Here is a 21752-nt window from a genome sequence, read left to right on the forward strand (position 1 = left end):
GTGAACGAATCCTTCATGCCCGATTCATCCACATCTTCTGAGGCTGTCATGCGCACGCCCACCCTCATCGGCTGCGATTTCTCCAGTGCCCCGACGCGGCGCAAACCCATCGTGGTGGCCCACGGTGCCCTGGCCGGTGGCCGCGTGGCCTTGGCGCGCATCGACGGTTTCGACACGCTCGACGCCTGGGGCGACTGGTTGGCCCAGCCGGGCGACTGGGTGGGCGGCTTCGACCTGCCGTTTGGCCTGCCGCGCGAACTGGTGCAGCAGTTGGGCTGGCCCACCGACTGGGCCGCCTGCATGGACCACTACGCGGCCTTGTCACGCACCGACATTCGCGACCGTTTCGCCGCCTTTTGTGCCGCGCGGCCGGTGGGGCAGAAGTTCGCCCACCGTGCCACCGACGGCCCGGCGGGTTCCAGCCCGAGCATGAAGTGGGTCAACCCTCCGGTGGCCTTCATGCTGCACGCGGGTGTGCCGCGCCTGCGCGCGGCCGGTGTCTCCCTGCCTCGCCTGTCTGGCGGCGACCCTAAGCGCGTCGCGCTGGAGGCCTATCCCGGCCTGCTGGCCCGCGAAGTGCTGGGCAGCCGCTCGTACAAGAGCGACGACAAGGCCAAGCAGACGCCGGAACGCCTGATCGCGCGCAAGGACCTGGTGGAGGCGTTGGAGCAGGGCCGCACCCGCCTGGGCTTGCGCCTCAAGCTCAGCCATGCCCAGCGCGATACCCTGGTGGACGACGCCAGCGGCGACCGGCTGGACGCCGTGTTGTGCCTGCTGCAGGCCGGCTGGGCACAACAGCAGCAAGCGGCGGGCCATGGGTGCCATGGACTGCCCGAATGTGATCCACTGGAAGGCTGGATCGTCACCGCCTGAAGGCCGGGCGAAATTTTCGAAAGGGGACACCATGAGCCAGAACGAACCCGTTCACACACCCGGCACGCGCTACGCGCTGGTCGAAGCCGCCTGGCACGCCGACATCGTGCAGCAGGCGCGCGACGCCTTTTTGCAGGAGATGGCGCGCTGCGGCGTGCCGGCCGATGCGATCGACGTCGTCGACGTGCCCGGTGCCTTCGAGGTGCCGCTGCATGTCAAGCGCCTGGCGCTGTCGGGACGGTACGCGGCGGTGGTGGCCAGCGCTCTGGTGGTGGACGACGGCACCTACCGGCACGACTTCATGGCCGCCAGCGTGATCGACGCCCTGATGCGCGTGCAGCTGGACACCGATGTGCCGGTCATTCTGGCGGTGCTGGCGCCGCACCATTTCCATGAGCACGCGGAACACCGCAAATACTTCATGCGCCATTTTGCGGTCAAGGGCCTGGAGGCGGCACAGGCCTGCCTGCGCACGGTCGAGGCGCTGCGCCGGCTCAGCGTGCCCCACGCGCGCTGAAGGCGACCTCGTCAGCCAAAGGGCCGCACACCGATCAGCACGCCGTGCGCCCAGAAGGCAAACACCACCCAGGCCGCGGTCCCCACCAGCAGGGTGACGGCCGTGCCGGTGCGGCTGGCGGCCGGGTAGGTGGCGCCGGTGGCGCGGTCGCGTCGGCGGCTGACGATGAACAGCGCCACCGCCCAGGCCAGGAAACCGCCGAACAGCAGCACGTCGGCGAGGTTGCCGTTGGCCAGCAGATGGGCCAGCGCCCACAGCTTGGTGCCCAGCAGCATGGGGTGGCCCCAGCGCGCCTTGAACAGGTTGCGTGGCACGTAGGCCGCGGCCAGCAGGACGAAACTGCCCAACGTGAGCAGACTGGCCGCGTGGCGCATGCCTGGCGGTGGCGTCCACAACGCGGTGGGTTCCAGGCGGGCCTGGCCGTAGCCCCAGACGATGGCGGCGAAGCCGACCAGGCTGAGCAGGCTGTAGAGGCCTTTCCAGGCCCCTTCGCCCAGCCGGTCCCGGGTGCGGTCGCGCCAGCCGGGGGCGAAGATGCGCGCCGAATGCACGCCCAGGAAAAGCACAAGGCCAAGGATGAGCAGCGTCATGGTGAAGGGGATGGTGGTGGGTGCCGCATTATTGCCCACCGCGTCGGACGCCTTGTGCCATGCGGGTTCGCGCACCGGTCCCGGCGGGCATCCCCAGACTTGTCCACAGAAAATGTGGGCAAACGGGCCGGGCTCGGCGTATGCTGCGCGCCATGAGACAAGGCTGGTGGTGGATGTGGCTGTTGCTGGTGCCGCTGGCGCACGCACAGGGCGACCCGCGCGTCGAGCCGCTGCAGGCCCGTGTGCTGCGGGTGGTCGACGGCGACAGCCTGTGGGTCCGGGCGGCGGACGGGCCACCGCTGCGTTTGCGTCTGCAGGGCATGGACGCGCCGGAGATCTGCCAGTCCCATGGGCCGCAGGCGCGCGATGCGCTGGAGCGCCGCCTGGCACGTCGAACGGTGTCGGTGAAGCTCCTGCGCAAGGACAGCTACGACCGGTGGCTGGCCCGGGTCAACGATTCGGAGGGCGATGTGGCGGCCTGGATGGTGGCGCAGGGCCATGCCTGGTCGGCCCGCTGGCAGCGCCAGCCCGGGCCTTACGCGCCAGAGGAAAAAGCCGCCCGCCAGGGCCGCCGGGGCCTGTTTGCCCAGCGCCAGCCGGAAGAACCGCGTGCTTTTCGCCTGCGCCACGGCCCGTGTGGGCTGGGGCCAACGCCCCACCCAGGTCCCTAGCTAGATGCCGCGGACGGCACACACCGGGCAGGTCGCGCTGCGCCCGATGCGGATGTCGGTGAAGGCCATCTGCCGACCATCGAGCATGAGCAGCCGGCCGGCGAGTTGGGAGCCGATGCCGGACAGGATCTTCAGCGCCTCGGCGGCCTGCATGGTGCCGATGATGCCGACCAGGGGCGCGAACACGCCCATGGTGGCGCAGCGCACCTCTTCCAGGTCGTCGCTTTCGGGGAACACGCAGGCGTAGCAGGGACTGTTGCCGTCGCGGGGGTCGTAGACCGAGAGCTGGCCGTCGAAGCGGATGGCCGCGCCCGATACCAGCGGCACGCCGTGGCGCACGCTGGCGCGGTTGATGGCATGGCGGGTGGCGAAGTTGTCGGTGCAGTCCAGCACCACCTGGGCGTCGGGCAGGAGCTGGTCCAGCAGGGCGGCACCGGCGCGCCGCAGCACGACCTGGATCTGGGGGTCGGGATTGATCGCGCGCATGGCCTCGCGCGCCGATTCGGCTTTGGGGCTGCCCACACGCGCCAGGGTGTGGGCCACCTGGCGCTGCAGATTGGTGGCGTCCACCGTGTCGTGGTCGACCAGCGTGATCCGGCCCACGCCGGCGCTGGCGAGGTACAGGGCCACCGGCGAACCCAGCCCACCTGCACCGATGACCAGCGCGTGCGATGCCAGCAAGCGGGTCTGGCCCTCGATGCCCAGGTCGTCGAGCAGGATGTGGCGCGAGTAGCGCAGCAGCTGGTCGTCGTTCACGGCGTGCCGGATCGCAGCAGGGCGGTCGGGGGTTGAACGCGTGACCTCAGTTGTCCTTCTTCTCTTCCGGGCGTTCGGTCTGGGTCTTGCTGGCCAGCACCGGCGCGCCCTTGAGGCGGTTGATCGCCTGCTGCAGCTGGAAGTCCTTGTCCGAACCGTATTCGGGCATCAGGCGCTGGTTGGGGTTCTTGCGGGTTTCCTCTTCCAGGCGCACGCGGGCGCGTTCGCGGGCTTCCTCGCGCGCCTTCAAGGTCGCGGCATCGGGCTTGTCCACGTTCTTGTCCTGGCCGTTGCCCAGGTGGGACGTGAGGTCGGCTTCGCGCGTGCGCAGGGCGGCGAACAGGTTGCCTTCCTCGGTCTCGTCCACCAGCACGTCGGGCACGATGCCCTTGGCCTGGATGGAGCGGCCCGATGGCGTGTAGTAGCGCGCCGTGGTGAGCTTGAGCGCGGTGTCCGGCCCCAGCGGGCGCACGGTCTGCACCGAACCCTTGCCGAAGGTCTGGCTGCCCATGATCACGCCACGCTTGTGGTCCTGCAGCGCGCCGGCCACGATTTCGCTGGCGGAGGCAGAACCTTCGTTGACCAGCACCACCAGCGGCACGGTCTTGAACAGGCCCTTGGTGTTGTCGTGCAGGCGTTTGATCGGGTCGTTGCCGCCCCGGCGCAGGTAGAACTGGGGCGCGGCCTTGTAGACGAACTTGCTCTCGTCGAGCTGGCCGTTGGTGGACACCACGTTCACGTTCTCGGGCAGGAAGGCGGCCGAGATGGCCACGGCCGCGTCGAGCAGGCCGCCCGGGTCGTTGCGCAGGTCCAGCACCAGGCCCTTGAGCTGGGGCGATTCCTTGGCGATCTCCTCGAGCTTGCGGGCGAAGTCGTCGACGGTGCGCTCCTGGAACTGCGACACCCGCATCCAGGCATAGCCGGGCTCCACCACCTTGGACTTCACGCTCTGGGTCTTGATTTCCTCGCGCGTGATGGTGACAGGGAAGCTGCGGTTCTCGTCCTTGCGGAAGATGGTCAGCTGCACCTTGGTGCTGGGTTCGCCGCGCATGCGCTTGACGGCGTCGTTGATGGTCATGCCCTTGACCATGGCGTCGTCGATCTTGGTGATCAGGTCGTTGGGCTTGAGGCCGGCGCGGAAGGCGGGCGAGCCTTCGATGGGCGAGACCACCTTGACCAAGCCGTCTTCCATGCTGATCTCGATGCCCACGCCGACAAAGCGGCCGCTGGTGCCCTCGCGGAATTCCTTGAAGGACTTCTTGTCGAAGTATTGCGAGTGGGGGTCCAGGCTGGCGACCATGCCCGAGATGGCGTCCGAGATCAGCTTTTTCTCGTCCACCGGCTCCACATAGTCGGTCTTGACCATGCCGAAAACGGCGGCGAGCTGCTGCAGCTCTTCCAGCGGCAGCGGGGCCAGCGTGCCCCGCGCGACGGCCTGAACTTGCACCGTGGTCAGTGCACCCGCCATCGCGCCCAGCGCGATCCAGCCGGCAATCTTCAGTTTCTGGCCCATGTCAACACACCTTCAAGAATAGTCAAGGCAATATACACCTCAGAGTTCACGCCGAGGTTTCGGTTCCGCAAAGACCTCGTTATGCCTTGCCTTGGTTGGCCACGGCCGCCGCGGCGCGGGCGGCGGCCTCGGCGTCGCCCAGGTAGTAGCTCCTGATGGGCTTGAGCTGGGCATCGAGTTCGTAGACCAGGGGGATGCCGTTGGGGATGTTGACGCCAACGATGTCGTTGTCGCCGATGTTGTCCAGGTACTTCACCAGCGCGCGGATGCTGTTGCCGTGGGCGGCGATCACCACCCGCTGGCCGCTCTGGATGGTGGGGGCCAGCACCTCGTTCCAGAAGGGCATCACGCGGGCCACGGTGTCCTTGAGGCACTCGGTCAGCGGGATCTGCTCGGGCGACAGGGCAGCGTAACGGCGGTCGCCGCGTTCGCTGCGCGGGTCGCTGGCTTCCAGGGCCGGCGGCGGCGTGTCGTAGCTGCGGCGCCACACCAGCACCTGCTCGTCGCCGTACTGCTTGGCCATGTCGGCCTTGTTCAGGCCCTGCAGGCCGCCGTAGTGGCGTTCGTTCAGCCGCCAGTCCTTGACCACCGGCAGCCAGGTGCGGTCCATCTCGTCCAGCGTGTACCACAGGGTGTGGATGGCCCGCTTGAGCACGCTGGTGAAGGCGATGTCGAAATCCCAGCCCTCGGCCTTGAGCAGCTTGCCGGCCGACATGGCCTGGGAGACGCCGGTGGGCGTCAGGTCGACGTCGGTCCAGCCGGTGAAGCGGTTTTCGAGGTTCCAGGTGGATTCACCGTGGCGGATCAGGACGAGCTTGTACATGTCGGATGAGGGCTGGGTTCGGAAAAGGGCAAAAAACGCGCCGCCGCAGCGGCACCACCCGACATTCTAAAATCCCGGCTTCTCAAGAAAGGTTTGACGTGAAGTTTCTGATGGACAACTGGATGTTGATTTCGGTGGCGCTGGCGTCGGGCGGCCTGCTGCTGTGGCCCGTGCTGGCGGGGGGGTCGAGTGCCGGCACCGTCAATCCGGCCGATGCCGTGATGATGATGAACCGTGAAAAAGCGGTGGTCATCGACGTCTGCAGCGCGGAAGAGTTTGCCGCCGGCCACGTGGCTGGCGCCAAGAACGTGCCCCTGCCCGACCTCGAAGGCAAGCTGGCCAGCGTCGTGAAGAACAAGGCCACGCCCGTGATCCTGGCTTGCGCCAGCGGCATCCGCTCCAAGCGTGCGGTGGCGGTGGCCAAGAAGCTCGGCTTTGAGAACGCCCATTCCCTCGCCGGCGGTACGGCTGCCTGGCGCGCGGCCAGCCTGCCGGTCGAGAAAGCCTGAGAATCCGGGCTTTTGCAGCTTTCGATTTCGAGGACACACGCATGACCGCCGTCAAGATGTACACCACCGCCGTTTGCCCCTACTGCATCCGGGCCAAGGCCCTGCTCAAGCAGCGCGGTGTGGAGGCCATCGAGGAAATCCGCATCGACACCGACCCCGTCCAGCGCGCCCACATGATGGAGGTGACCGGCCGGCGCACGGTGCCGCAGATCTTCATCGGCGACACCCATGTGGGGGGCTGCGACGACCTGATCGCGCTCGATGGCCGGGGTGAACTGGTGCCCATGCTGGCGGCTTGACGCCCACGGACTCCTGAGATAATCCCGTTCCGAGGGCCCGTTGCGGGAACGCCATTCCCGCCGCGGGCCTTGTTTCGTTTCACACCCGCATTCCGTTTTTCCGAAAGAACACCATGGCCGACGAGCAGAACCCCATCTTCCAGATCCAACGCGTCTACCTGAAGGAAGCGTCGCTGGAGCAGCCCAATTCGCCCGCCATCCTGCTCGAATCGGAGCAGCCGTCGGTGGACATCCAGCTGGGCGTGGCGGCCGAGCCGGTGGCCGATGGCGTGTACGAAGTGTCCGTGACCGCCACCGTGCACACCAAGATCGGCGAGCGCACCGTGTTCCTGGTCGAAGCCAAGCAGGCCGGCATCTTCGAGGCGCGCAACATCCCCGAAGACCAGATGGGCGCCATCCTGGGCATCGCCTGCCCACAAATGGTCTACCCCTACCTGCGCGGCAACGTGGCGGACATCATCAACCGCGCCGGCTTCCCTGCCGTGCACCTGGCCGAGATCAACTTCCAGGCCATGTACGAGCAGCAGCAACAGCAGGGCCTGACCCAGTAAACCGCTTGCCCATGCAGATGCTGGTCATTGGCGCGGGTGCCTGGGGCACGGCCCTGGCCATCAGCGCCGCCCGTGCCGGCACGCGCCGCGTCACCCTGTGGTCGCGTGACGCGGACCAGGCGGCCGAGATGGCGCGGCTGCGTGTGAACCGGCGCTACCTGCCCGGTCTGCCCCTGCCCGACAGCCTGCGGCTGGCCCACGCCGGCGAACAGCCGCTGACGGCCCTCGCCCAGGCGCAGGATCTGGTGGTGGTGGGCACCCCCATGGCGGGCCTGCGCAGCACCCTGCTGGCGCTGCAAGGCGTGAGCGTGCCGGTGGTCTGGTTGTGCAAGGGCTTCGAGGCCGCGCAAGCCGGCCAGCAAGGGCTGCTGGGGCACGAAATCTGGAGCCAGCTGGCGCCGCAACACCTGCCCACGGCGCGCTGCGGCGTGCTCAGCGGCCCCAGTTTCGCGCAGGAAGTGGCCCGTGGCCAGCCCACCGCCCTGGTGGCCGCTTCGGCCCACGCCGAGGTGCGCGAGGCGATGGTGAATGGTTTTCACGGCGCCACGCTGCGGGTCTACGCCAACGACGACATGGTGGGCGTGGAGGTGGGCGGCGCCGTGAAAAACGTGCTGGCCATCGCCACCGGCCTGTGTGATGGCCTGCAGCTGGGCCTGAACGCCCGGGCCGCGCTGATCACCCGTGGCCTGGCCGAAATCACCCGACTGGGCTTGGCCCTGGGTGCCCGGGCCGAGACCTTCATGGGGCTGTCCGGCCTGGGCGATCTGGTGCTGACCGCCACCGGCGACCTGAGCCGCAACCGCAAGGTCGGCCTGCTGCTGGCCCAGGGCCAGACGCTGCAGCAGGCGGTCGATTCGCTGGGTCACGTGGCCGAGGGCGTCTATTGCGCCCGCACGGTGGTCTCGCGTGCCCGCCACCTGGGCGTGGACATGCCCATCGCCGAGGCCGTGGTGGCCTTGCTCGATGGCAGCCTGCGGCCCGACGAGGCCGTGGCCCGCCTGATGGGACGCGATCCGGCGGCCGAACTGCAGGCGGGTTGACTGTTTACCAAGCGCCCTTTCGCTTGACGTGACTTTTTCAAGGACACCGCCGGGCTGGCTTTGCCAGACGGCTGGTGTCGCCCCTGGAGGGGGATGCGGCCACGCGCAGCGGGCAAGCGACGGGGTGGTTGTTTAGAACTCGAAGTTGTCGATCAGCCGCGTCTTGCCCAGGCGTGAGGCGCCCAGCACCACCAGTTCACCCGCTTGCCGCTGCTCGGCCGTGGGTGCCTGCAGGTCGCCACGGCGGCGCACGGTCAGGTAGTCGGTCTGCCAGCCGTGCGCGTCGAGCGCCTGCACGGCCTGGGCTTCGAGCGCGGCCAGGTCGCCGCCAGCCAATGCCTGCCCGGCCAGCGCGCGCAGCGCCTGCGACAACTGCACCGCCTGGGCGCGCTCTTCGGCCGAAAGGTAGCCGTTGCGCGAACTCAGGGCCAGGCCATCGTCGGCGCGACGGGTCTCGCCGCCCACGATCTCGATCGGCAGGGCCAGCTGGCGCACCATGTTGCGTATCACCATCAGCTGCTGGTAGTCCTTTTTGCCGAACACCGCCGTGCGCGGGCCCGTGCCCTGGGCCAGCACACACTGGAACAGCTTGAGCACCACGGTGCAGACGCCGACGAAGAAGCCGGGCCGGAAATGGCCTTCGAGGATGTCGGCCAGTTCGGTCGGCGGGTGCACCTTGTAGCCCTGCGGCTCGGGGTAAAGGTCTTTTTCGGATGGCGCGAACACGATGTCGCAGCCCACGGCGGCGAGCTTCTCGCTGTCGGCCACGAGCGTGCGCGGGTAGGTGTCGAAGTCCTCGTGGGGCGCGAACTGCAGGCGGTTGACGAAGATGCTGGCCACCGTCACGTCGCCCAGGCCCTTGGCCTGCTGCACCAGGGCGATGTGGCCGTCGTGCAGGTTGCCCATGGTGGGCACGAAGGCGGGTGCGTTGTAGGCGGCCAGGGCGGCGCGCAATTCGGGGATGGTGTGAACAATGTGCATCTTGGGGTCACCAGGCGTGGAGCGAATCGTCGGGAAAGCTGCCGTCCTTGACGGCGGCCACATAGGCGGCCATGGCGGCGCGCACGCTGTCCTGGCCCTGCATGAAGTTGCGCACGAACTTGGGGTTCTTGCGCAGGTTGATGCCCAGCATGTCGTGCATCACCAGCACCTGCCCGGCCGTGCCCTTGCCGGCGCCAATGCCGATGGTGGCGCAGCGGGCCAGCGACTGGGTGACTTCGGTGGCCAGGGCCGCCGGCACCATCTCCAACACCAGCATGGCCGCGCCAGCGTCTTGCAGCGCCAGCGATTCGCGCCGCAGCTGCTCGGCCGCCAAGTCACCGCGGCCCTGCACCCGGTAGCCGCCCAGGGCGTGCACGGTCTGCGGCGTCAGGCCCAGGTGGGCGCAGACGGGAATGCCGCGTTCGACCAGGAAACGCACGGTCTCGGTGGTCCAGCCTCCGCCTTCGAGCTTGACCATGTGGGCCCCCGCCTGCATCAGCGCGGTGGCGCTGCGCAGGGCCTGCTCGCGCGACTCCTGGTAGCTGCCAAAAGGCAGGTCGCCGATGACCCAGGCCGTGCCTTGCACCCGGCGCAGGCCCCGCACCACACTTTCGGTGTGGTAGCACATGGTCTCCAGCGTCACGCCCACGGTGCTGGCCAGGCCCTGGCAGACCATGCCCAGCGAATCACCGACCAGGATGCACTCCAGCCCGGCGGCGTCGGCCACGGCGGCGAACGTGGCGTCGTAGGCGGTCAGCATGGTGATCTTCTCGCCGCGCTCGCGCATTTCCTGCAGGCGGGGCAGGCTCACCGGCTTGCGCGGCGGCAGGGGGGACGCGGCCGGCAGCGTGCCGTAAGGGGTGTTGGTTGTCTCGCTCATGGGGGGCTCCGTGGCGCTTTGTTGCAGTGCGCAAGGACGGCAGTCTAGTCGAAGCCGCCGCCACATCCCTGCCTCCGTTGGTCGTCGATTGCCCCACGGACGGGCGGGGGCGCGGAGTGGGGGACAATACGGGGGTGGCACGGTGACCGCCGGGCCGAACAGGCGATGAACGGACCTTTCCGCCCCTTGTTGACCGGGGCCTGCAACCCATATGAGCTGACCGGGCGTGCCCGCGCTGTGCGCGGGGCGTGCCGGGCCGAGGATGATCGATGAGCGACGCAGTGATGAACGACGTGATTGAGGTGGACTACGAGCAGCCGGCCTGCGCGACGAAACACGCCTGGGTGCGTGTGCCCGTCGAACCCGGCCCCAAGCGGCGCGCCGAACTCAAGGACAAGATCCGGCGCCTGCTCAAGGCGCGCAACGCGGTCATGGTGTCGCACTACTACGTGCACCCCGACCTGCAGGACCTGGCCGAGGAAACCGGCGGTTTTGTCAGCGATTCGCTGGAGATGGCGCGTTTTGGCCGCGACCACGCCGCCACCACCTTGATCGTCTCGGGCGTGCGCTTCATGGGCGAGACCGCCAAGATCCTGAGCCCCGAGAAGACCATCCTGATGCCCGAGCTGGAGGCCAACTGCTCCCTGGACCTGGGCTGTCCCATCGACGAATTCAGCGCCTTCTGCGACGCCCACCCCGACCGCACGGTGGTGGTCTATGCCAACACCAGCGCCGCCGTGAAGGCCCGCGCCGACTGGCTGGTGACCTCCAGCTGCGCGCTGGAAATCGTCTCGGCCCTGCACGCCAAGGGCCACAAGATCCTGTGGGCGCCCGACAAGCACCTGGGCGACTACATCCAGCGCCAGACCGGCGCCGACATGGTGATGTGGAAGGGCTCGTGCATCGTGCACGACGAGTTCAAGGCCGGCGAGCTGGCGGCGCTGAAGGCCGAACACCCGGGTGCCAAGGTGCTGGTGCACCCCGAAAGCCCGGCCGACGTGATCGCCCTGGCCGACGCCGTGGGCTCGACCAGCGCCATCCTCAAGGCCGCGAAAGAGATGGATGCGCGCGAGTTCATCGTCGCCACCGACAACGGCATGATGCACAAGCTGCGCACGCTCAACCCCGGCAAGACCTTCATCGAAGCGCCCACCGCCGGCAACAGCGCCACCTGCAAGAGCTGCGCACACTGCCCGTGGATGGCGATGAACGGCCTGGAAGGTGTGCTCAAGGTGCTGGAGCAGGGCCTCAACGAGATCCATGTCGACCCCGCCATCGCCGCCCGCGCCCGCCTGCCCATCGACCGCATGCTGGCCTTCACGGCCGCGCTCAAAGGCGGGCACGATGCCGGCGCCTTGGTGCCCAACATCGGCGCGGCCTGAACAGGCCGCCTCGGCGCACGAAAGGGTTTAACCGGGGATGCCGCCGATCGGGCTCTGCCCGTCGGCTGGCATCGCCCCCTGGGGGGTGACGCCGAAGGCGGCGCGGGGGGCGCCCATTCAGTCTGGCTGTAGGACCGAGGGCAAGGCCTTGGGCAGCAGGCCCGGGTGGTCCCGGCTGAAGTGGATGCCCCGGCTTTCGTGGCGTGACTGGGCGCAGCGCACGATCAGGTCGGCCACCTGCACCAGGTTGCGCAGTTCCAGCAGGTCGCGGGTGACGCGGAAGCTGGCGTAGAAGGCGTCGATTTCGGACTGCAGCAGCGCAATGCGGTGGGCCGCGCGCTCCAGGCGCTTGTTGGTGCGCACGATGCCCACGTAGTCCCACATGAAGCGGCGCAGCTCGTCCCAGTTGTGCGAGATCACCACCTGCTCGTCGGCGTCGGTCACGCGGCTTTCGTCCCATGCGCGCACGGCCACCGGCACCGCGGTCGGCGCCTCGGCCATGGACTGGACGGCGGCGCGTGCAAACACCATGCATTCCACCAGCGAATTGCTGGCCAGGCGGTTGGCGCCGTGCAGGCCGGTGTTGGCGGTTTCACCCACCACGTAGAGCCCCGGCAGATCGGCACGGCCGGCCAGGTCGGTGACCACGCCGCCGCAGGTGTAGTGCGCGGCCGGCACCACCGGGATGGGCTCGCGGGTGATGTCGATGCCCAGCTCGGCGCAGCGCGCCAGGATGTTGGGGAAATGTTCGTGCAGGAAGGCGGGGGGCTGGTGCGAGATGTCCAGGTAGACGCAGTCCAGCCCGTGTTTTTTCATTTCGGCGTCGATGGCGCGCGCCACCACGTCGCGCGGCGCCAGCTCGGCCCGTTCGTCGTAGGCCGGCATGAAGCGGGTGCTGCCGTGCGAGGCCGGCAGCAGGAGCCGGCCGCCTTCGCCCCGCACCGCTTCGCTGATCAGGAAGCTCTTGGCGTGCGGGTGGTACAGGCAGGTTGGGTGGAACTGGATGAATTCCATGTTGGCCACCCTGCAGCCGGCCCGCCAGGCCGCGGCGATGCCGTCGCCGGTGGCGGTGTCGGGGTTGGTGGTGTAGAGGTAGACCTTGCCGGCGCCGCCGGTGGCCAGCACGGTGTGGTGGGCGGTGTAGGCGCGCACCCGGCCGGTGGTTTCGTCCAGGGCGTACACGCCCAGGCAGCGGCGTTCGCCGCCGTCGCCGGGCGCGTGTTTGTCGCTGGTGATGAGGTCCACCAGGGTGTGCTGTTCGCGCACCGTGATGTGGGGCGCCTGGCGCAGGCGCTCGATCAGCGTGGCCTGCACGGCGGCGCCGGTGGCGTCGGCCGCGTGCACGATGCGCCGCGCGCCGTGGCCGCCTTCGCGCGTCAGGTGCAGCTGCCCGTCCTCGGTGGAGAAGGGCACGCCCAGCGATTGCAGCCAGGCGATGGCCTCGGGCGCGCCTTCCACGGTGGCGCGGGTGGCGCCTTCGTCGCACAGGCCGGCGCCGGCCACGAAGGTGTCCTGCACATGGGCCTCGAAGCTGTCACCCTCGGCCAGCACGGCGGCGATGCCGCCCTGGGCCCAGCCGCTGGCGCCATCGGTGATGCCGCGTTTGGTCAGCACCAGCACGCGCTGGGTGGGGGGCAGCAGCAGCGCGGTCGACAGGCCGGCCAGGCCACTGCCCACGATGACGACGTCGTGGTGTTCGGTGCTCATGGGAGAAAACAATCAGGTGGGGGTGTAGGCCAGGCGCACGTAGATGGGCGCAAAGGCCTCGGCCTGGGTCAGCTCGATCAGGGTTTCCTTGGCGAGTTCGAGCATGGCGATGAAGGTCACCACCAGCACTGGCACGCCCTTTTCGGGGTCGAACAGATCGCCGAATTCGACGAATTTGCGGCCTTGCAGCTGCCGCAGCACCAGGCTCATGTGCTCGCGCACCGAGAGCTCCTCGCGGCTGATGCGGTGGTGCTGCACGAGCTTGGCGCGCTGCAGGATGTCGCGCCAGGCCTGTTGCAACTCGCTCACGTCCACATCGGGGAAGCGCGGCACCAGGGCCTGCTCCACGTAGACCTCGGCGCGCAGGAAGTCGCGCCCGTACTGCGGCGCATCGGCCAGGGCCTGGGCGGCCAGCTTCATCTGCTCGTATTCCAGCAGGCGGCGCACCAGCTCGGCGCGAGGGTCCTCGGCCTCTTCACCCTCGGCCGTCTTCTTGGGCGGCAGCAGCATGCGCGACTTGATCTCGATCAGCATGGCCGCCATCAGCAGGTACTCGGCCGCGAGTTCCAGGTTGTTGGCGCGGATCTCGTCGACGTAGGCCAGGTACTGGCGCGTGAGCGCCGCCATGGGGATGTCGAGGATGTTGAAGTTCTGCTTGCGGATCAGGTAGAGCAGCAGGTCCAGCGGGCCCTCGAAGGCTTCCAGGAAGACCTGCAGCGCATCGGGCGGGATGTAGAGGTCTTGCGGGAGCTTGAACAGCGGCTCGCCGTACAGGCGCGCCAGCGCCACCTGGTCGACCACTTCCGGCATGTCCGCGGCGGCGGTGGCGCCGGCCAGGGCCTGGGTCAGGCTGTCCAGGGACGCCACGTCCGCGCCGGGCGAACCGCCTTGGCTCATGGCGCTCAGCGCGGGTCGGCGTTGGTCTGGTAGACGTAGGGCTTTTGCGCCACGTTGCCCGCCCGGGCCTGGGCCTGCAGGTCGCGATCCACCTGCTTGTCCCACAGCAGGGCGCGGCCTTCGCGCTGCTCGGCTTCCAGTGCCGGCTTGGCGGCCTTGAGCGAGTCGATGAACTGGGTCGCGTCGGAGGTGTAGTGGGGGCGGGCGAAGATGGACATGGCCAGAACCGTTCGGTCAGACGAAAACCCCGGATTTTACCGGGCCTGAACCGGGCTGAAGGTGTGCAGGCGCTGGGCAAAGCCCGAACGCTCGATCAGCGAGCGCGGCTGCTCCTGGACTCCCTCCATGCCCAGGGGGCTGCCCTTGCGCTCCAGCACCTTGTGCAGCTGCTCCAGCGTGTCCAGGCCGGTGGTGTCCAGCGAGATCAGGTGGCTGGCGTCCAGCATCACGCCCTGGCCGGGGGCGGCGCCTTCGGCGGCGGCCAGCAAGGGGTCGACCTTGGCCACGGCGCCGAAAAACAGCGAACCGTAGAGTTTGTAGGTGATCTGCTGCGGCGTGCGGCCCACTTCCTCGGCGCGGAACAGCGCGCTCTGGCGGCGCACGAACAGCACGCAGGCCAGCACCAGGCCCAGCTCCACGGCCACGGTCAGGTCGAAGACGATGGTGACAAAAAAGGTCGACAGCATCATCAGCCGATAGTGGTTGCTGAAGTGGCGCAGGCGGCCGAACTCGCGCCATTCACCCATGTTCCAGGCCACGAACAGCAGCACGCCGGCCAGCACCGACAGCGGGATGTGCATGGCCAGCGGCCCGGCGATCAGCACCACGGCGGCCAGGGTGAGGGCGTGCACCATGCCGGCCACCGGCGAGGTGGCGCCGGCGCGGATGTTGGTGACCGTGCGGGCGATGGTGCCGGTGGCCGGCATGCCGCCGAAGAAGGGCACGATGGTGTTGGCGATGCCCTGGGCCATCAGTTCCTGGTTGGGGTCGTGTTTGGGCCGGTCGCCGATCTGGTCGGCCACGCGGGCGCACAGCAGGGATTCGATGGCGCCCAGCAGCGCGATGGTCAGTGTGGGCGTGACCAGCAGGCGCACCGTTTCCCAGGAAAAATCGGGCAGCTCGAAGACCGGCAGGCCCTGCGGGATGCCGCCGAAACGCGAGCCGATGGTGGCCACCGGCAGGCCAAAGCCCCAGGCCAGCAGCGACAGCGAGACCAGCGCCACCACCGGGGCCGGCAGGCGCGAGGTGGCGCGCAGCGCGCTGACGGTGTCGATCTGGTCGAGCTGGCGGCGAAAGCGCGAATCGGCCGCCCACAGCCGTGGCCACACGAACAGACCTGCCACGCAGAGCGCGCCCAGCAGCAGCGCGTGGCCGTTGATGTTGTGCAGGTGGCGCGAGATGACGGCGATCTGGCTGAAGAAATCGGCCGGCATCCTGGCGATGTCCAGGCCCAGCCAGTCGCGCAGCTGCGACAGTGCGACCAGCACCGCGATGCCGTTGGTGAAGCCGATCACCACGCTCACCGGCACATAACGCACCAGCGTGCCCAGCCTGAACAGGCCCAGCAGGAACAGCAGCACACCGGCGCTGGCGGTGGCGATCAGCAGGTTGGCCACGCCGTAGCGCTCGACGATGCCGTAGACGATGACGATGAAGGCGCCCGCCGGCCCGCCGATCTGCACCGAGGAGCCACCCAGGGCCGAGATCAGGAAGCCGGCGATGATGGCCGTCCACAGGCCGGCCTCGGGCTTGAGGCCGCTGGCGATGGCAAAGGCCATGGCCAGGGGCAGGGCCACGATGCCCACCGTGGCGCCGGCCCCCAGGTCGCGGATGAAGCGTTCGCGGTTGTAGCCCTTGAGGTCGGCCAGCAGACGCGGCCGGAACGGTGCGAGTGGGGGCAGACCTTGGAGTGACATGGGCGTCCATGTTACCTTTTGATGCAGCGTCGGCCTATGGCCATTGGGTACCCTGTGTCTTGTCCGTGTGGCCGGGGCTTACACTGGGCGGCAAAAGAGGACTTGTGCAGGGAAGCCATGAAGACACCGATCCGAACCACCCTTGCGGCCGCTGTCACGGCCGTGGTGCTGCTGTTGTCCGCGTGCGACCAGCAGCGCATCGCCGAACTCGAGGAAGGCCTGTCCACCGAGGCCGACGTGCGCGAGCGTTTTGGTCCGCCGGAAGCCGTGTGGGACGGCCCCGATGGCGCACAGGTGTACGAGTACAACCGCCAGCCCGCGGGCGACGTCAACTACCAGATCACCATCGGCGCCGACGGCAAGATGTCGGCCCTGCGCCAATTGCTCACGCCGCAGAACTTCGCCCAGATCACGCCCGGCATGATGATGGAAGAGGTGCGCAAGCGCCTGGGCAAGCCGATGAAGATCACGCCCTACGAGCTCAAGCGCGAAACCCACTACGACTGGCGCTACCGCGACGGCGCCTCCGAACAGGACCGCAAGGTGTTCACCGTGGTGTTCGATCGCGACCTGCGTGTGGTGTCGACAGTGTCGGTGCGCGATCCGGCGCTGGACCAGGCGGGCCGCTGAGCGCCGCCACCAGGTGGTCGATCAGCACGCGCACCTTGGGCACGGTGTGGCGTGAGGGCGCGAACATCAGGCAGGCATCCCCCTGGTAGTGGGCATCGAAACGCCAGTCGGGCAGGACCCGCCGCACCTCGCCGGCGTCCAGGGCGCCCCGGGCCATGAAATCCGGCAGGCAGCCCACGCCCAGGCCGGCGCGTGCGGCGTCCAGCCGGATTTCGCTGTGGTTGGCCGTGTAGCGGCCGCTGGCGATCACCTCCACCGCCTCGTCGCCGCGCGTGAACCGCCAGCGGTTGTCGCGCGCCTGTTCACCCAGGTACAGGCAGCTGTGCGCCATCAGGTCCCGCGGGTGCTGGACGGGGCCGCGCCCGGCCAGGTAGGCGGGGCTGGCGACCAGCCATTGTTCGACGTGTTTCAGTGTGCGCACCACCAGGCCTGGCGGCGGGTCGTTGGTCAGGCGGACCACCAGGTCCACGTTGTCGCGCAGCGGGTCGACGTGGTGGTCCGACACGATGAGCTGCACATCCACGGCGGGGTGCTGTTCCAGGAAACGCAGCAGGCAGGGATGCAGCACGTGCCGGGCATAGGCCTTGGGGGCGCTGATGCGGACCTGGCCCTTGGGTTCGCGCATGTGGTCCTGTGCCACCTGCAGGGTGGCCTGGGCGGCGGCCACCATCTCGTGGCCACGGGCGAAGGCTTCCACGCCGGCCTCGGTCAGGCTCAGGTGGCGGGTGCTGCGTCGCAGCAGCTGCACACCGAGCGCCTGTTCCAGCCGCGACACCTGCCGGCTCACCGCCGAAGGCGTCTGTCCCAGCTGAGCGGCGGCGGCCGAAAAACTGCCCGACTCCGCCACCCGCACAAAGGCGACCAGCTCGTGAAGCACGCTCAAAAAGTCATTCGTTCCCACGGTGCACAGCTCCTGTTCCACCGGCAAGTCTAGTCGCGGGGCGCCCGCCATCGAAGAATCCATGGCCCTTCTTCACCGCGCCCGAAAGCCCCGCATGACCCCCTCCCTCTCCGTCCAGCCCAGCACCGCCCGCCACGTCTGGACACCGCCGGTCGAGCTGATGCTGCTGACCGTGGCCGCCCTCTGGGGCGGCAGCTACACCGCCGCCAAGCTCGCCACCCAGCACCTGCCGGTGCTGGAGTTCCTGCTGCTGCGCTTTGGCCTCACCTTTGTGCTGCTGCTGCCCAGCCTGGGCGCGCTGCGCCATGCCGACGGGCGGGCCGCGCTGACCGCGGGCGGGGTGCTGGGCGCCAACCTGCTGGCCATCTTCCTGTGCGAGACCTATGGCGTGTCGCTCACCACGGCCTCGAACGCGGCCTTCCTGATCAGCCTGTGTGTGGTGGTCACGCCCTTCTTTGAGTGGTGGCTGCTGGGCCAGCCGCCCTCGCGCCGCCTGCTGACCGCCGCCGGCCTGTCGGTGCTGGGCGCCGCGCTGTTGTCGCGTGCCGGCGCGACCGGAGGCGCGTCGTGGCAGGGAGACGGCCTGATGCTGCTGGCCGCCGGCCTGCGGGGTTTCATGGTCTGCCTGACGCGGCGCCTGGGCCGCCACCAGGCCCTGCCGGCCCTGACCTTGACCGCCTTGCAGACCGGCAGCATGAGCCTGGGACTGGGCGCGGTGCTCTGGTGCACGCAGGGCAGGCTGATGGGGGCGCTGCCGGCCGCGCCCGCGTTCTGGGGCGCGATGGCTTTCCTGGTGCTGCTGTGCACCCTGCTGGCGTTCTGGGTTCAGAACCACGCGGCCTCGCGCACCAGCCCCAGCCGGGTGGCGCTGCTGATGGGCAGCGAGCCGCTGTTCGGTGCCCTGGCGGGTGTGCTGGTGATGGGCGAGACGCTGGGGCCCTGGGGCTGGCTGGGCGGCGCGTTGATGGTGGCGTCGGCAGGGTGGGCGACCCGGCCACCGCCGCTCAGTGCACCCGCATGCCCGGCTGGGCGCCCGGCCAGGGGTTGAGCACGTAGATGCCGGGCTCGGCCTGCTCGTCGGCGTGGCTGGCGGCCAGCACCATGCCTTCGCTGACACCGAACTTCATCTTGCGCGGCGCCAGGTTGGCCACCATCACCGTGAGTTTGCCGATCAGGTCGGCGGGCTGGTAGGCGCTGGCGATGCCGCTGAAGACGTTGCGCGTGCGGCCTTCGCCCACGTCCAGCGTCAGGCGCAGCAGCTTGGTCGAGCCCTCCACCGCTTCGCAGTTCACGATCTGGGCGATGCGCAGGTCGACCTTGGCGAAGTCGTCGATGGAGATGGTCTCGGCCAGCGGCTCGCCGCCCGGGATGGTTTTCTCAGGCTCGGGCGCGGCCGGCGCCTCAAACAGCGCATCCAGCTGCTTCACATCCACGCGCTGCATCAGGTGCTGGTAGGCGCCGATGCTGTGGCCGGCGTCCAGCAGGCGTTCGGCGTCGGCAAAGGCCAGCGGGGCCACCTGCAGGAAGGCCTCGACCTGGGCCGCCAGTGAAGGCAGCACCGGCTTGAGGTAGATGGACAGCAGGCGGAAGGCCTGGATGCAGGTGCTGCACACGTCCTGCAGGCGGGCGTCCTGGCCGTCCTGTTTGGCCAGTTCCCAGGGCTTGTTGGCGTCCACGTATTCGTTCACCCGGTCGGCCAGCAGCATCACTTCGCGCAGGGCGCGGGCGGTGTCGCGGGCCTCGAACAGGGCGGCGATGTCGATGCGCTGTTCCTGCAGGCGCGCCAGCAGGGCCTGGCCGTCGGCGCTGGCGGCGCCCAGCTGGCCGTTGAAGCGTTTGGTCAGGAAGCCGGCGGCACGCGAGGCGATGTTGATGAACTTGCCGACCAGGTCGCTGTTGACCCGGGCCATGAAGTCCTCGGGGTTGAAGTCGATGTCCTCGTTGCGGCCGTTGAGCTTGGCCGCCAGGTAGTAGCGCAACCACTCGGGGTTCATGCCCAGGCCCAGGTACTTGAGCGGGTCCAGGCCGGTGCCGCGGCTCTTGCTCATCTTCTCGCCGTTGTTCACGGTCAGGAAGCCGTGCACATACACCGCGTTGGGCACCTTGCGGCCGCTGAAGTGCAGCATGGCCGGCCAGAACAGGGTGTGGAAGGTGATGATGTCCTTGCCGATGAAGTGGAACTGCTCCACGGACGGGTCGGCCAGGAAGGTGTCGAAGTCGCGGCCGGTCTTGTCGAAGTGGTTCTTCAGCGAGGCCAGGTAGCCCACCGGGGCATCCAGCCAGACGTAGAAGTACTTGCCCGGCGCGTCGGGGATCTCGATGCCGAAGTAGGGCGCGTCCCGGCTGATGTCCCAGTCGCCCATGCGGGGCTTGCCGTCCTCGCCGGGTTCGATCCACTCGCGGATCTTGTTCAGCACCTCGGGCTGCACGGCGCCGCTCGTGGTCCAGCTTTTCAGGAAGTCCAGGCAGCGCGGGTCGGACAGCTTGAAGAAGAAGTGTTCCGAGCTCTTGAGCACCGGCTCGGCGCCCGACAGCGCGGAGTAGGGATTCTTCAGTTCCGTGGGGGAATAGACGGCGGAGCAGACCTCGCAGTTGTCGCCGTACTGGTCCTTGGCGCCGCACTTGGGGCATTCGCCCTTGATGAAGCGGTCGGGCAGGAACATGTTCTTCTGCGGGTCGAAGAACTGCTCGATGACACGGGTCTCGATCAGGCCATTGGCCTTGAGCGCGCGGTAGATGTCCTGCGCCAGCACGTGGTTCTCGGGGCCGTCGGTGCTGTGCCAGTTGTCGAAGGCGATGTGGAAGCCGTCCAGGTAGGGCTTGCGGCCGGCCGCGATGTCGGCCACGAACTGCTGCGGCGTCTTGCCCGCCTTTTCGGCCGCGATCATGATGGGCGCACCGTGCGCGTCGTCGGCGCAGACAAAGTGCACCTCGTGCCCCAACATGCGCTGGAAACGCACCCAGATGTCGGCCTGGATGTATTCCATGATGTGGCCGATGTGGAAATGCCCGTTGGCGTAGGGCAGGGCGGTGGTGACGAACAGGCGGCGGGGCGTCATGGTCTCGGGCTCGGTCAGGGGTCGCGGAAAGCCTTGAATTGTAGGTGGGTGCCCGCGTCGGGGCGGCCGCGACGGCGTGGATGGCCGAAAGCCGGACAGGCAACGGGGTCGGGCGGGCTTGGTTAGACTCTGCGCTCCGACAACCAGAGACAGACGTATTTCATGGCGATCACAACGCAGCAGATCCTGCAGGCCCTCGAAGCCGTCCAGGACCCCAACACCGGCAAGGATTTCGTCTCGTCCAAGTCGATCAAGAACCTGCAGGTGCAGGACGGCGACGTGTCCTTTGACGTCGAACTCGGCTATCCGGCCAAGAGCCAGATCCCGGGCTTTCGCAAGGCGCTGATCGCCGCGGCCAAGGGTGTGGCCGGGGTCGAGAACGTGTCGGTCAACGTCGCCACCAAGATCACCACCCACGCGGTGCAGCGCGGCGTGCAGCTGCTGCCCAATGTCAAAAACATCATTGCCGTGGCCTCGGGCAAGGGTGGCGTGGGCAAGAGCACCACGGCCGTCAACCTGGCCCTGGCCCTGGCGGCCGAAGGCGCGACGGTGGGCATCCTCGACGCCGATATCTACGGCCCGAGCCAGCCCATGATGATGGGCATTGAAGGTCGACCCGAGAGCGTGGACGGCCAGACCATGGAGCCGCTGGAAAACTACGGCGTGCAGGTCATTTCCATCGGTTTCCTGATCGACAAGGACGAGGCCATGATCTGGCGCGGCCCCATGGCCACGCAGGCGCTGGAGCAGCTGCTGCGCCAGACCAACTGGAAGGACCTGGACTACCTGATCGTCGACATGCCGCCCGGCACCGGCGACATCCAGCTCACCCTGAGCCAGCGTGTGCCCATGACCGGCGCCGTCATCGTCACCACGCCGCAGGACATCGCCCTGCTCGACGCCCGCAAGGGCATCAAGATGTTCGAGAAGGTGGGTGTGCCCATCCTCGGCGTCGTCGAGAACATGGCGGTCCACGTCTGCAGCAACTGCGGCCACGTGGAGCACATCTTCGGCGCCGACGGCGGCAAGAAGATGGCCGCCGAATACGGCATGGACTACCTGGGCGCGCTGCCGCTGAACATGCAGATCCGCGTGCAGGCCGACAGCGGCCGACCGACCGTGATCGCCGATCCCGACGGCGAGATCGCCGGTCTCTACAAGAGCGTGGCGCGCCAGGTGGCGATCAAGATCGCCTCCAAGGCCAAGGACTTTTCCAGCAAGTTCCCCACCATCAAGGTGTCGAAAGACACCTGAGGC

General features: G+C 68.3%; 23 protein-coding genes. 11 read left to right on the forward strand and 12 right to left on the reverse strand.

Translation table 11 applies throughout. The annotated features are described in order from the left end of the window. Positions 1 to 48 precede the first annotated feature (48 nt). Together AAHB17_RS18145 and AAHB17_RS18150 are read left to right on the forward strand one after the other, a co-directional pair. Positions 49 to 873, forward strand: coding sequence for a DUF429 domain-containing protein (locus tag AAHB17_RS18145; RefSeq protein WP_342132140.1), 825 nt, complete (start codon positions 49 to 51; stop codon positions 871 to 873). A gap of 31 nt (positions 874 to 904) precedes the next feature. After that, positions 905 to 1390, forward strand: a complete 486-nt coding sequence (locus AAHB17_RS18150) for a 6,7-dimethyl-8-ribityllumazine synthase (protein WP_342132142.1) — start codon at positions 905 to 907, stop codon at positions 1388 to 1390. A gap of 11 nt (positions 1391 to 1401) precedes the next feature. Here AAHB17_RS18150 and AAHB17_RS18155 read toward each other — a convergent pair whose 3' ends face one another. Then, the gene (locus AAHB17_RS18155) at positions 1402 to 1980 is read right to left on the reverse strand and encodes an NnrU family protein (RefSeq protein WP_342132144.1); all 579 of its coding nucleotides are present in this window, start codon (positions 1978 to 1980) and stop codon (positions 1402 to 1404) included. A gap of 152 nt (positions 1981 to 2132) precedes the next feature. Here AAHB17_RS18155 and AAHB17_RS18160 point away from each other — a divergent pair, with 152 nt between their 5' ends. After that, positions 2133 to 2651: a thermonuclease family protein gene (locus AAHB17_RS18160; RefSeq protein WP_342132146.1), complete on the forward strand. Its 519-nt coding sequence runs from the start codon at positions 2133 to 2135 to the stop codon at positions 2649 to 2651. Here AAHB17_RS18160 and AAHB17_RS18165 read toward each other — a convergent pair whose 3' ends face one another. The 3 genes from AAHB17_RS18165 to gpmA form a co-directional block, all read right to left on the reverse strand. Continuing rightward, complete coding sequence (locus AAHB17_RS18165) at positions 2652 to 3407, reverse strand: HesA/MoeB/ThiF family protein (RefSeq protein ID WP_342132148.1); 756 nt, start codon at positions 3405 to 3407, stop codon at positions 2652 to 2654. A 46-nt stretch (positions 3408 to 3453) separates the two neighbouring features. Next, positions 3454 to 4920, reverse strand: coding sequence for a S41 family peptidase (locus AAHB17_RS18170; protein WP_342132150.1), 1467 nt, complete (start codon positions 4918 to 4920; stop codon positions 3454 to 3456). Positions 4921 to 4999: 79 nt separating this feature from the next. Then, the gene (gpmA, locus tag AAHB17_RS18175) at positions 5000 to 5743 is read right to left on the reverse strand and encodes a 2,3-diphosphoglycerate-dependent phosphoglycerate mutase (protein ID WP_342132152.1); all 744 of its coding nucleotides are present in this window, start codon (positions 5741 to 5743) and stop codon (positions 5000 to 5002) included. 98 nt (positions 5744 to 5841) lie between these two features. Here gpmA and AAHB17_RS18180 point away from each other — a divergent pair, with 98 nt between their 5' ends. The 4 genes from AAHB17_RS18180 to AAHB17_RS18195 all read left to right on the forward strand — a co-directional run bounded on the left by AAHB17_RS18180 (position 5842) and on the right by AAHB17_RS18195 (position 8142). After that, positions 5842 to 6252: a rhodanese-like domain-containing protein gene (locus AAHB17_RS18180; protein ID WP_342132154.1), complete on the forward strand. Its 411-nt coding sequence runs from the start codon at positions 5842 to 5844 to the stop codon at positions 6250 to 6252. 41 nt (positions 6253 to 6293) lie between these two features. Then, a complete protein-coding gene (grxC, locus tag AAHB17_RS18185; protein WP_342132156.1) occupies positions 6294 to 6551 on the forward strand; it encodes a glutaredoxin 3 in 258 nt (85 codons plus the stop codon). A gap of 113 nt (positions 6552 to 6664) precedes the next feature. Further along, positions 6665 to 7102: a protein-export chaperone SecB gene (gene secB, locus AAHB17_RS18190; RefSeq protein ID WP_342132158.1), complete on the forward strand. Its 438-nt coding sequence runs from the start codon at positions 6665 to 6667 to the stop codon at positions 7100 to 7102. An 11-nt stretch (positions 7103 to 7113) separates the two neighbouring features. Further along, complete coding sequence (locus AAHB17_RS18195) at positions 7114 to 8142, forward strand: NAD(P)H-dependent glycerol-3-phosphate dehydrogenase (RefSeq protein WP_342132160.1); 1029 nt, start codon at positions 7114 to 7116, stop codon at positions 8140 to 8142. A 132-nt stretch (positions 8143 to 8274) separates the two neighbouring features. Here AAHB17_RS18195 and panC read toward each other — a convergent pair whose 3' ends face one another. Together panC and panB are read right to left on the reverse strand one after the other, a co-directional pair. Further along, complete coding sequence (panC, locus tag AAHB17_RS18200) at positions 8275 to 9123, reverse strand: pantoate--beta-alanine ligase (RefSeq protein ID WP_342132162.1); 849 nt, start codon at positions 9121 to 9123, stop codon at positions 8275 to 8277. Between the two features lie 7 nt (positions 9124 to 9130). Then, complete coding sequence (panB, locus tag AAHB17_RS18205) at positions 9131 to 10003, reverse strand: 3-methyl-2-oxobutanoate hydroxymethyltransferase (protein ID WP_342132165.1); 873 nt, start codon at positions 10001 to 10003, stop codon at positions 9131 to 9133. A 269-nt stretch (positions 10004 to 10272) separates the two neighbouring features. On the opposite strand from panB, the gene nadA reads away from it, so the two are divergent. Continuing rightward, on the forward strand, positions 10273 to 11385 hold the full coding sequence (nadA, locus tag AAHB17_RS18210) for a quinolinate synthase NadA (RefSeq protein ID WP_342132166.1): 1113 nt from the start codon (positions 10273 to 10275) through the stop codon (positions 11383 to 11385). Between the two features lie 117 nt (positions 11386 to 11502). On the opposite strand, the gene nadB is transcribed toward nadA, so the two are convergent. From nadB to AAHB17_RS18230, 4 genes are all read right to left on the reverse strand, one after another. Next, positions 11503 to 13092: an L-aspartate oxidase gene (gene nadB, locus AAHB17_RS18215; RefSeq protein WP_342132168.1), complete on the reverse strand. Its 1590-nt coding sequence runs from the start codon at positions 13090 to 13092 to the stop codon at positions 11503 to 11505. Positions 13093 to 13104: 12 nt separating this feature from the next. After that, the gene (locus AAHB17_RS18220) at positions 13105 to 13902 is read right to left on the reverse strand and encodes a segregation and condensation protein A (RefSeq protein WP_342132197.1); all 798 of its coding nucleotides are present in this window, start codon (positions 13900 to 13902) and stop codon (positions 13105 to 13107) included. Between the two features lie 92 nt (positions 13903 to 13994). Then, complete coding sequence (locus AAHB17_RS18225; RefSeq protein WP_342132170.1) at positions 13995 to 14207, reverse strand: DUF3460 family protein; 213 nt, start codon at positions 14205 to 14207, stop codon at positions 13995 to 13997. Positions 14208 to 14243: 36 nt separating this feature from the next. Then, positions 14244 to 15905 (reverse strand): SulP family inorganic anion transporter, encoded by a 1662-nt coding sequence (locus AAHB17_RS18230; protein WP_342132172.1) that lies wholly within the window; start codon positions 15903 to 15905, stop codon positions 14244 to 14246. A gap of 117 nt (positions 15906 to 16022) precedes the next feature. Between AAHB17_RS18230 and bamE the strand changes: the two genes are divergently transcribed. Next, positions 16023 to 16535 carry an outer membrane protein assembly factor BamE domain-containing protein gene (bamE, locus tag AAHB17_RS18235; protein WP_342132174.1) on the forward strand — a complete coding sequence of 171 codons (513 nt, stop codon included), beginning with the start codon at positions 16023 to 16025 and terminating at the stop codon, positions 16533 to 16535. Here the strand turns inward: bamE and AAHB17_RS18240 are convergent. After that, the gene (locus tag AAHB17_RS18240; protein WP_446719619.1) at positions 16453 to 17436 is read right to left on the reverse strand and encodes a LysR substrate-binding domain-containing protein; all 984 of its coding nucleotides are present in this window, start codon (positions 17434 to 17436) and stop codon (positions 16453 to 16455) included. The two genes, bamE and AAHB17_RS18240, sit on opposite strands and share 83 nt — an antisense overlap. A 94-nt stretch (positions 17437 to 17530) precedes the next feature. Here AAHB17_RS18240 and AAHB17_RS18245 point away from each other — a divergent pair, with 94 nt between their 5' ends. After that, positions 17531 to 18484 (forward strand): DMT family transporter, encoded by a 954-nt coding sequence (locus AAHB17_RS18245; protein ID WP_342132175.1) that lies wholly within the window; start codon positions 17531 to 17533, stop codon positions 18482 to 18484. On the opposite strand, the gene metG is transcribed toward AAHB17_RS18245, so the two are convergent. Further along, positions 18441 to 20495: a methionine--tRNA ligase gene (gene metG, locus AAHB17_RS18250; RefSeq protein WP_342132176.1), complete on the reverse strand. Its 2055-nt coding sequence runs from the start codon at positions 20493 to 20495 to the stop codon at positions 18441 to 18443. The genes AAHB17_RS18245 and metG overlap by 44 nt on opposite strands. 162 nt (positions 20496 to 20657) lie before the next feature. Here metG and apbC point away from each other — a divergent pair, with 162 nt between their 5' ends. Further along, a complete protein-coding gene (apbC, locus tag AAHB17_RS18255) occupies positions 20658 to 21749 on the forward strand; it encodes an iron-sulfur cluster carrier protein ApbC (protein ID WP_342132177.1) in 1092 nt (363 codons plus the stop codon). Positions 21750 to 21752: the final 3 nt, after the last annotated feature.

This window comes from Hydrogenophaga sp. OTU3427 (assembly GCF_038440225.1).
GTDB lineage: Bacteria > Pseudomonadota > Gammaproteobacteria > Burkholderiales > Burkholderiaceae_C > Hydrogenophaga.

Bases quoted from the DNA above. Each gene is read 5' to 3' on its own strand.
- AAHB17_RS18145 (WP_342132140.1), top strand. From the start codon at position 49: ATGCGCACGCCCACCCTCATCGGCTGCGATTTCTCCAGTGCCCCGACG.
- AAHB17_RS18150 (WP_342132142.1), top strand. From the start codon at position 905: ATGAGCCAGAACGAACCCGTTCACACACCCGGCACGCGCTACGCGCTG.
- AAHB17_RS18155 (WP_342132144.1), bottom strand. From the start codon at position 1,980: ATGACGCTGCTCATCCTTGGCCTTGTGCTTTTCCTGGGCGTGCATTCG.
- AAHB17_RS18160 (WP_342132146.1), top strand. From the start codon at position 2,133: ATGAGACAAGGCTGGTGGTGGATGTGGCTGTTGCTGGTGCCGCTGGCG.
- AAHB17_RS18170 (WP_342132150.1), bottom strand. From the start codon at position 4,920: ATGGGCCAGAAACTGAAGATTGCCGGCTGGATCGCGCTGGGCGCGATG.
- gpmA (WP_342132152.1), bottom strand. From the start codon at position 5,743: ATGTACAAGCTCGTCCTGATCCGCCACGGTGAATCCACCTGGAACCTC.
- grxC (WP_342132156.1), top strand. From the start codon at position 6,294: ATGACCGCCGTCAAGATGTACACCACCGCCGTTTGCCCCTACTGCATC.
- secB (WP_342132158.1), top strand. From the start codon at position 6,665: ATGGCCGACGAGCAGAACCCCATCTTCCAGATCCAACGCGTCTACCTG.
- AAHB17_RS18195 (WP_342132160.1), top strand. From the start codon at position 7,114: ATGCAGATGCTGGTCATTGGCGCGGGTGCCTGGGGCACGGCCCTGGCC.
- panC (WP_342132162.1), bottom strand. From the start codon at position 9,123: ATGCACATTGTTCACACCATCCCCGAATTGCGCGCCGCCCTGGCCGCC.
- panB (WP_342132165.1), bottom strand. From the start codon at position 10,003: ATGAGCGAGACAACCAACACCCCTTACGGCACGCTGCCGGCCGCGTCC.
- nadA (WP_342132166.1), top strand. From the start codon at position 10,273: ATGAGCGACGCAGTGATGAACGACGTGATTGAGGTGGACTACGAGCAG.
- nadB (WP_342132168.1), bottom strand. From the start codon at position 13,092: ATGAGCACCGAACACCACGACGTCGTCATCGTGGGCAGTGGCCTGGCC.
- AAHB17_RS18220 (WP_342132197.1), bottom strand. From the start codon at position 13,902: ATGCCGGAAGTGGTCGACCAGGTGGCGCTGGCGCGCCTGTACGGCGAG.
- AAHB17_RS18225 (WP_342132170.1), bottom strand. From the start codon at position 14,207: ATGTCCATCTTCGCCCGCCCCCACTACACCTCCGACGCGACCCAGTTC.
- AAHB17_RS18230 (WP_342132172.1), bottom strand. From the start codon at position 15,905: ATGTCACTCCAAGGTCTGCCCCCACTCGCACCGTTCCGGCCGCGTCTG.
- bamE (WP_342132174.1), top strand. From the start codon at position 16,023: ATGAAGACACCGATCCGAACCACCCTTGCGGCCGCTGTCACGGCCGTG.
- AAHB17_RS18245 (WP_342132175.1), top strand. From the start codon at position 17,531: ATGACCCCCTCCCTCTCCGTCCAGCCCAGCACCGCCCGCCACGTCTGG.
- metG (WP_342132176.1), bottom strand. From the start codon at position 20,495: ATGACGCCCCGCCGCCTGTTCGTCACCACCGCCCTGCCCTACGCCAAC.
- apbC (WP_342132177.1), top strand. From the start codon at position 20,658: ATGGCGATCACAACGCAGCAGATCCTGCAGGCCCTCGAAGCCGTCCAG.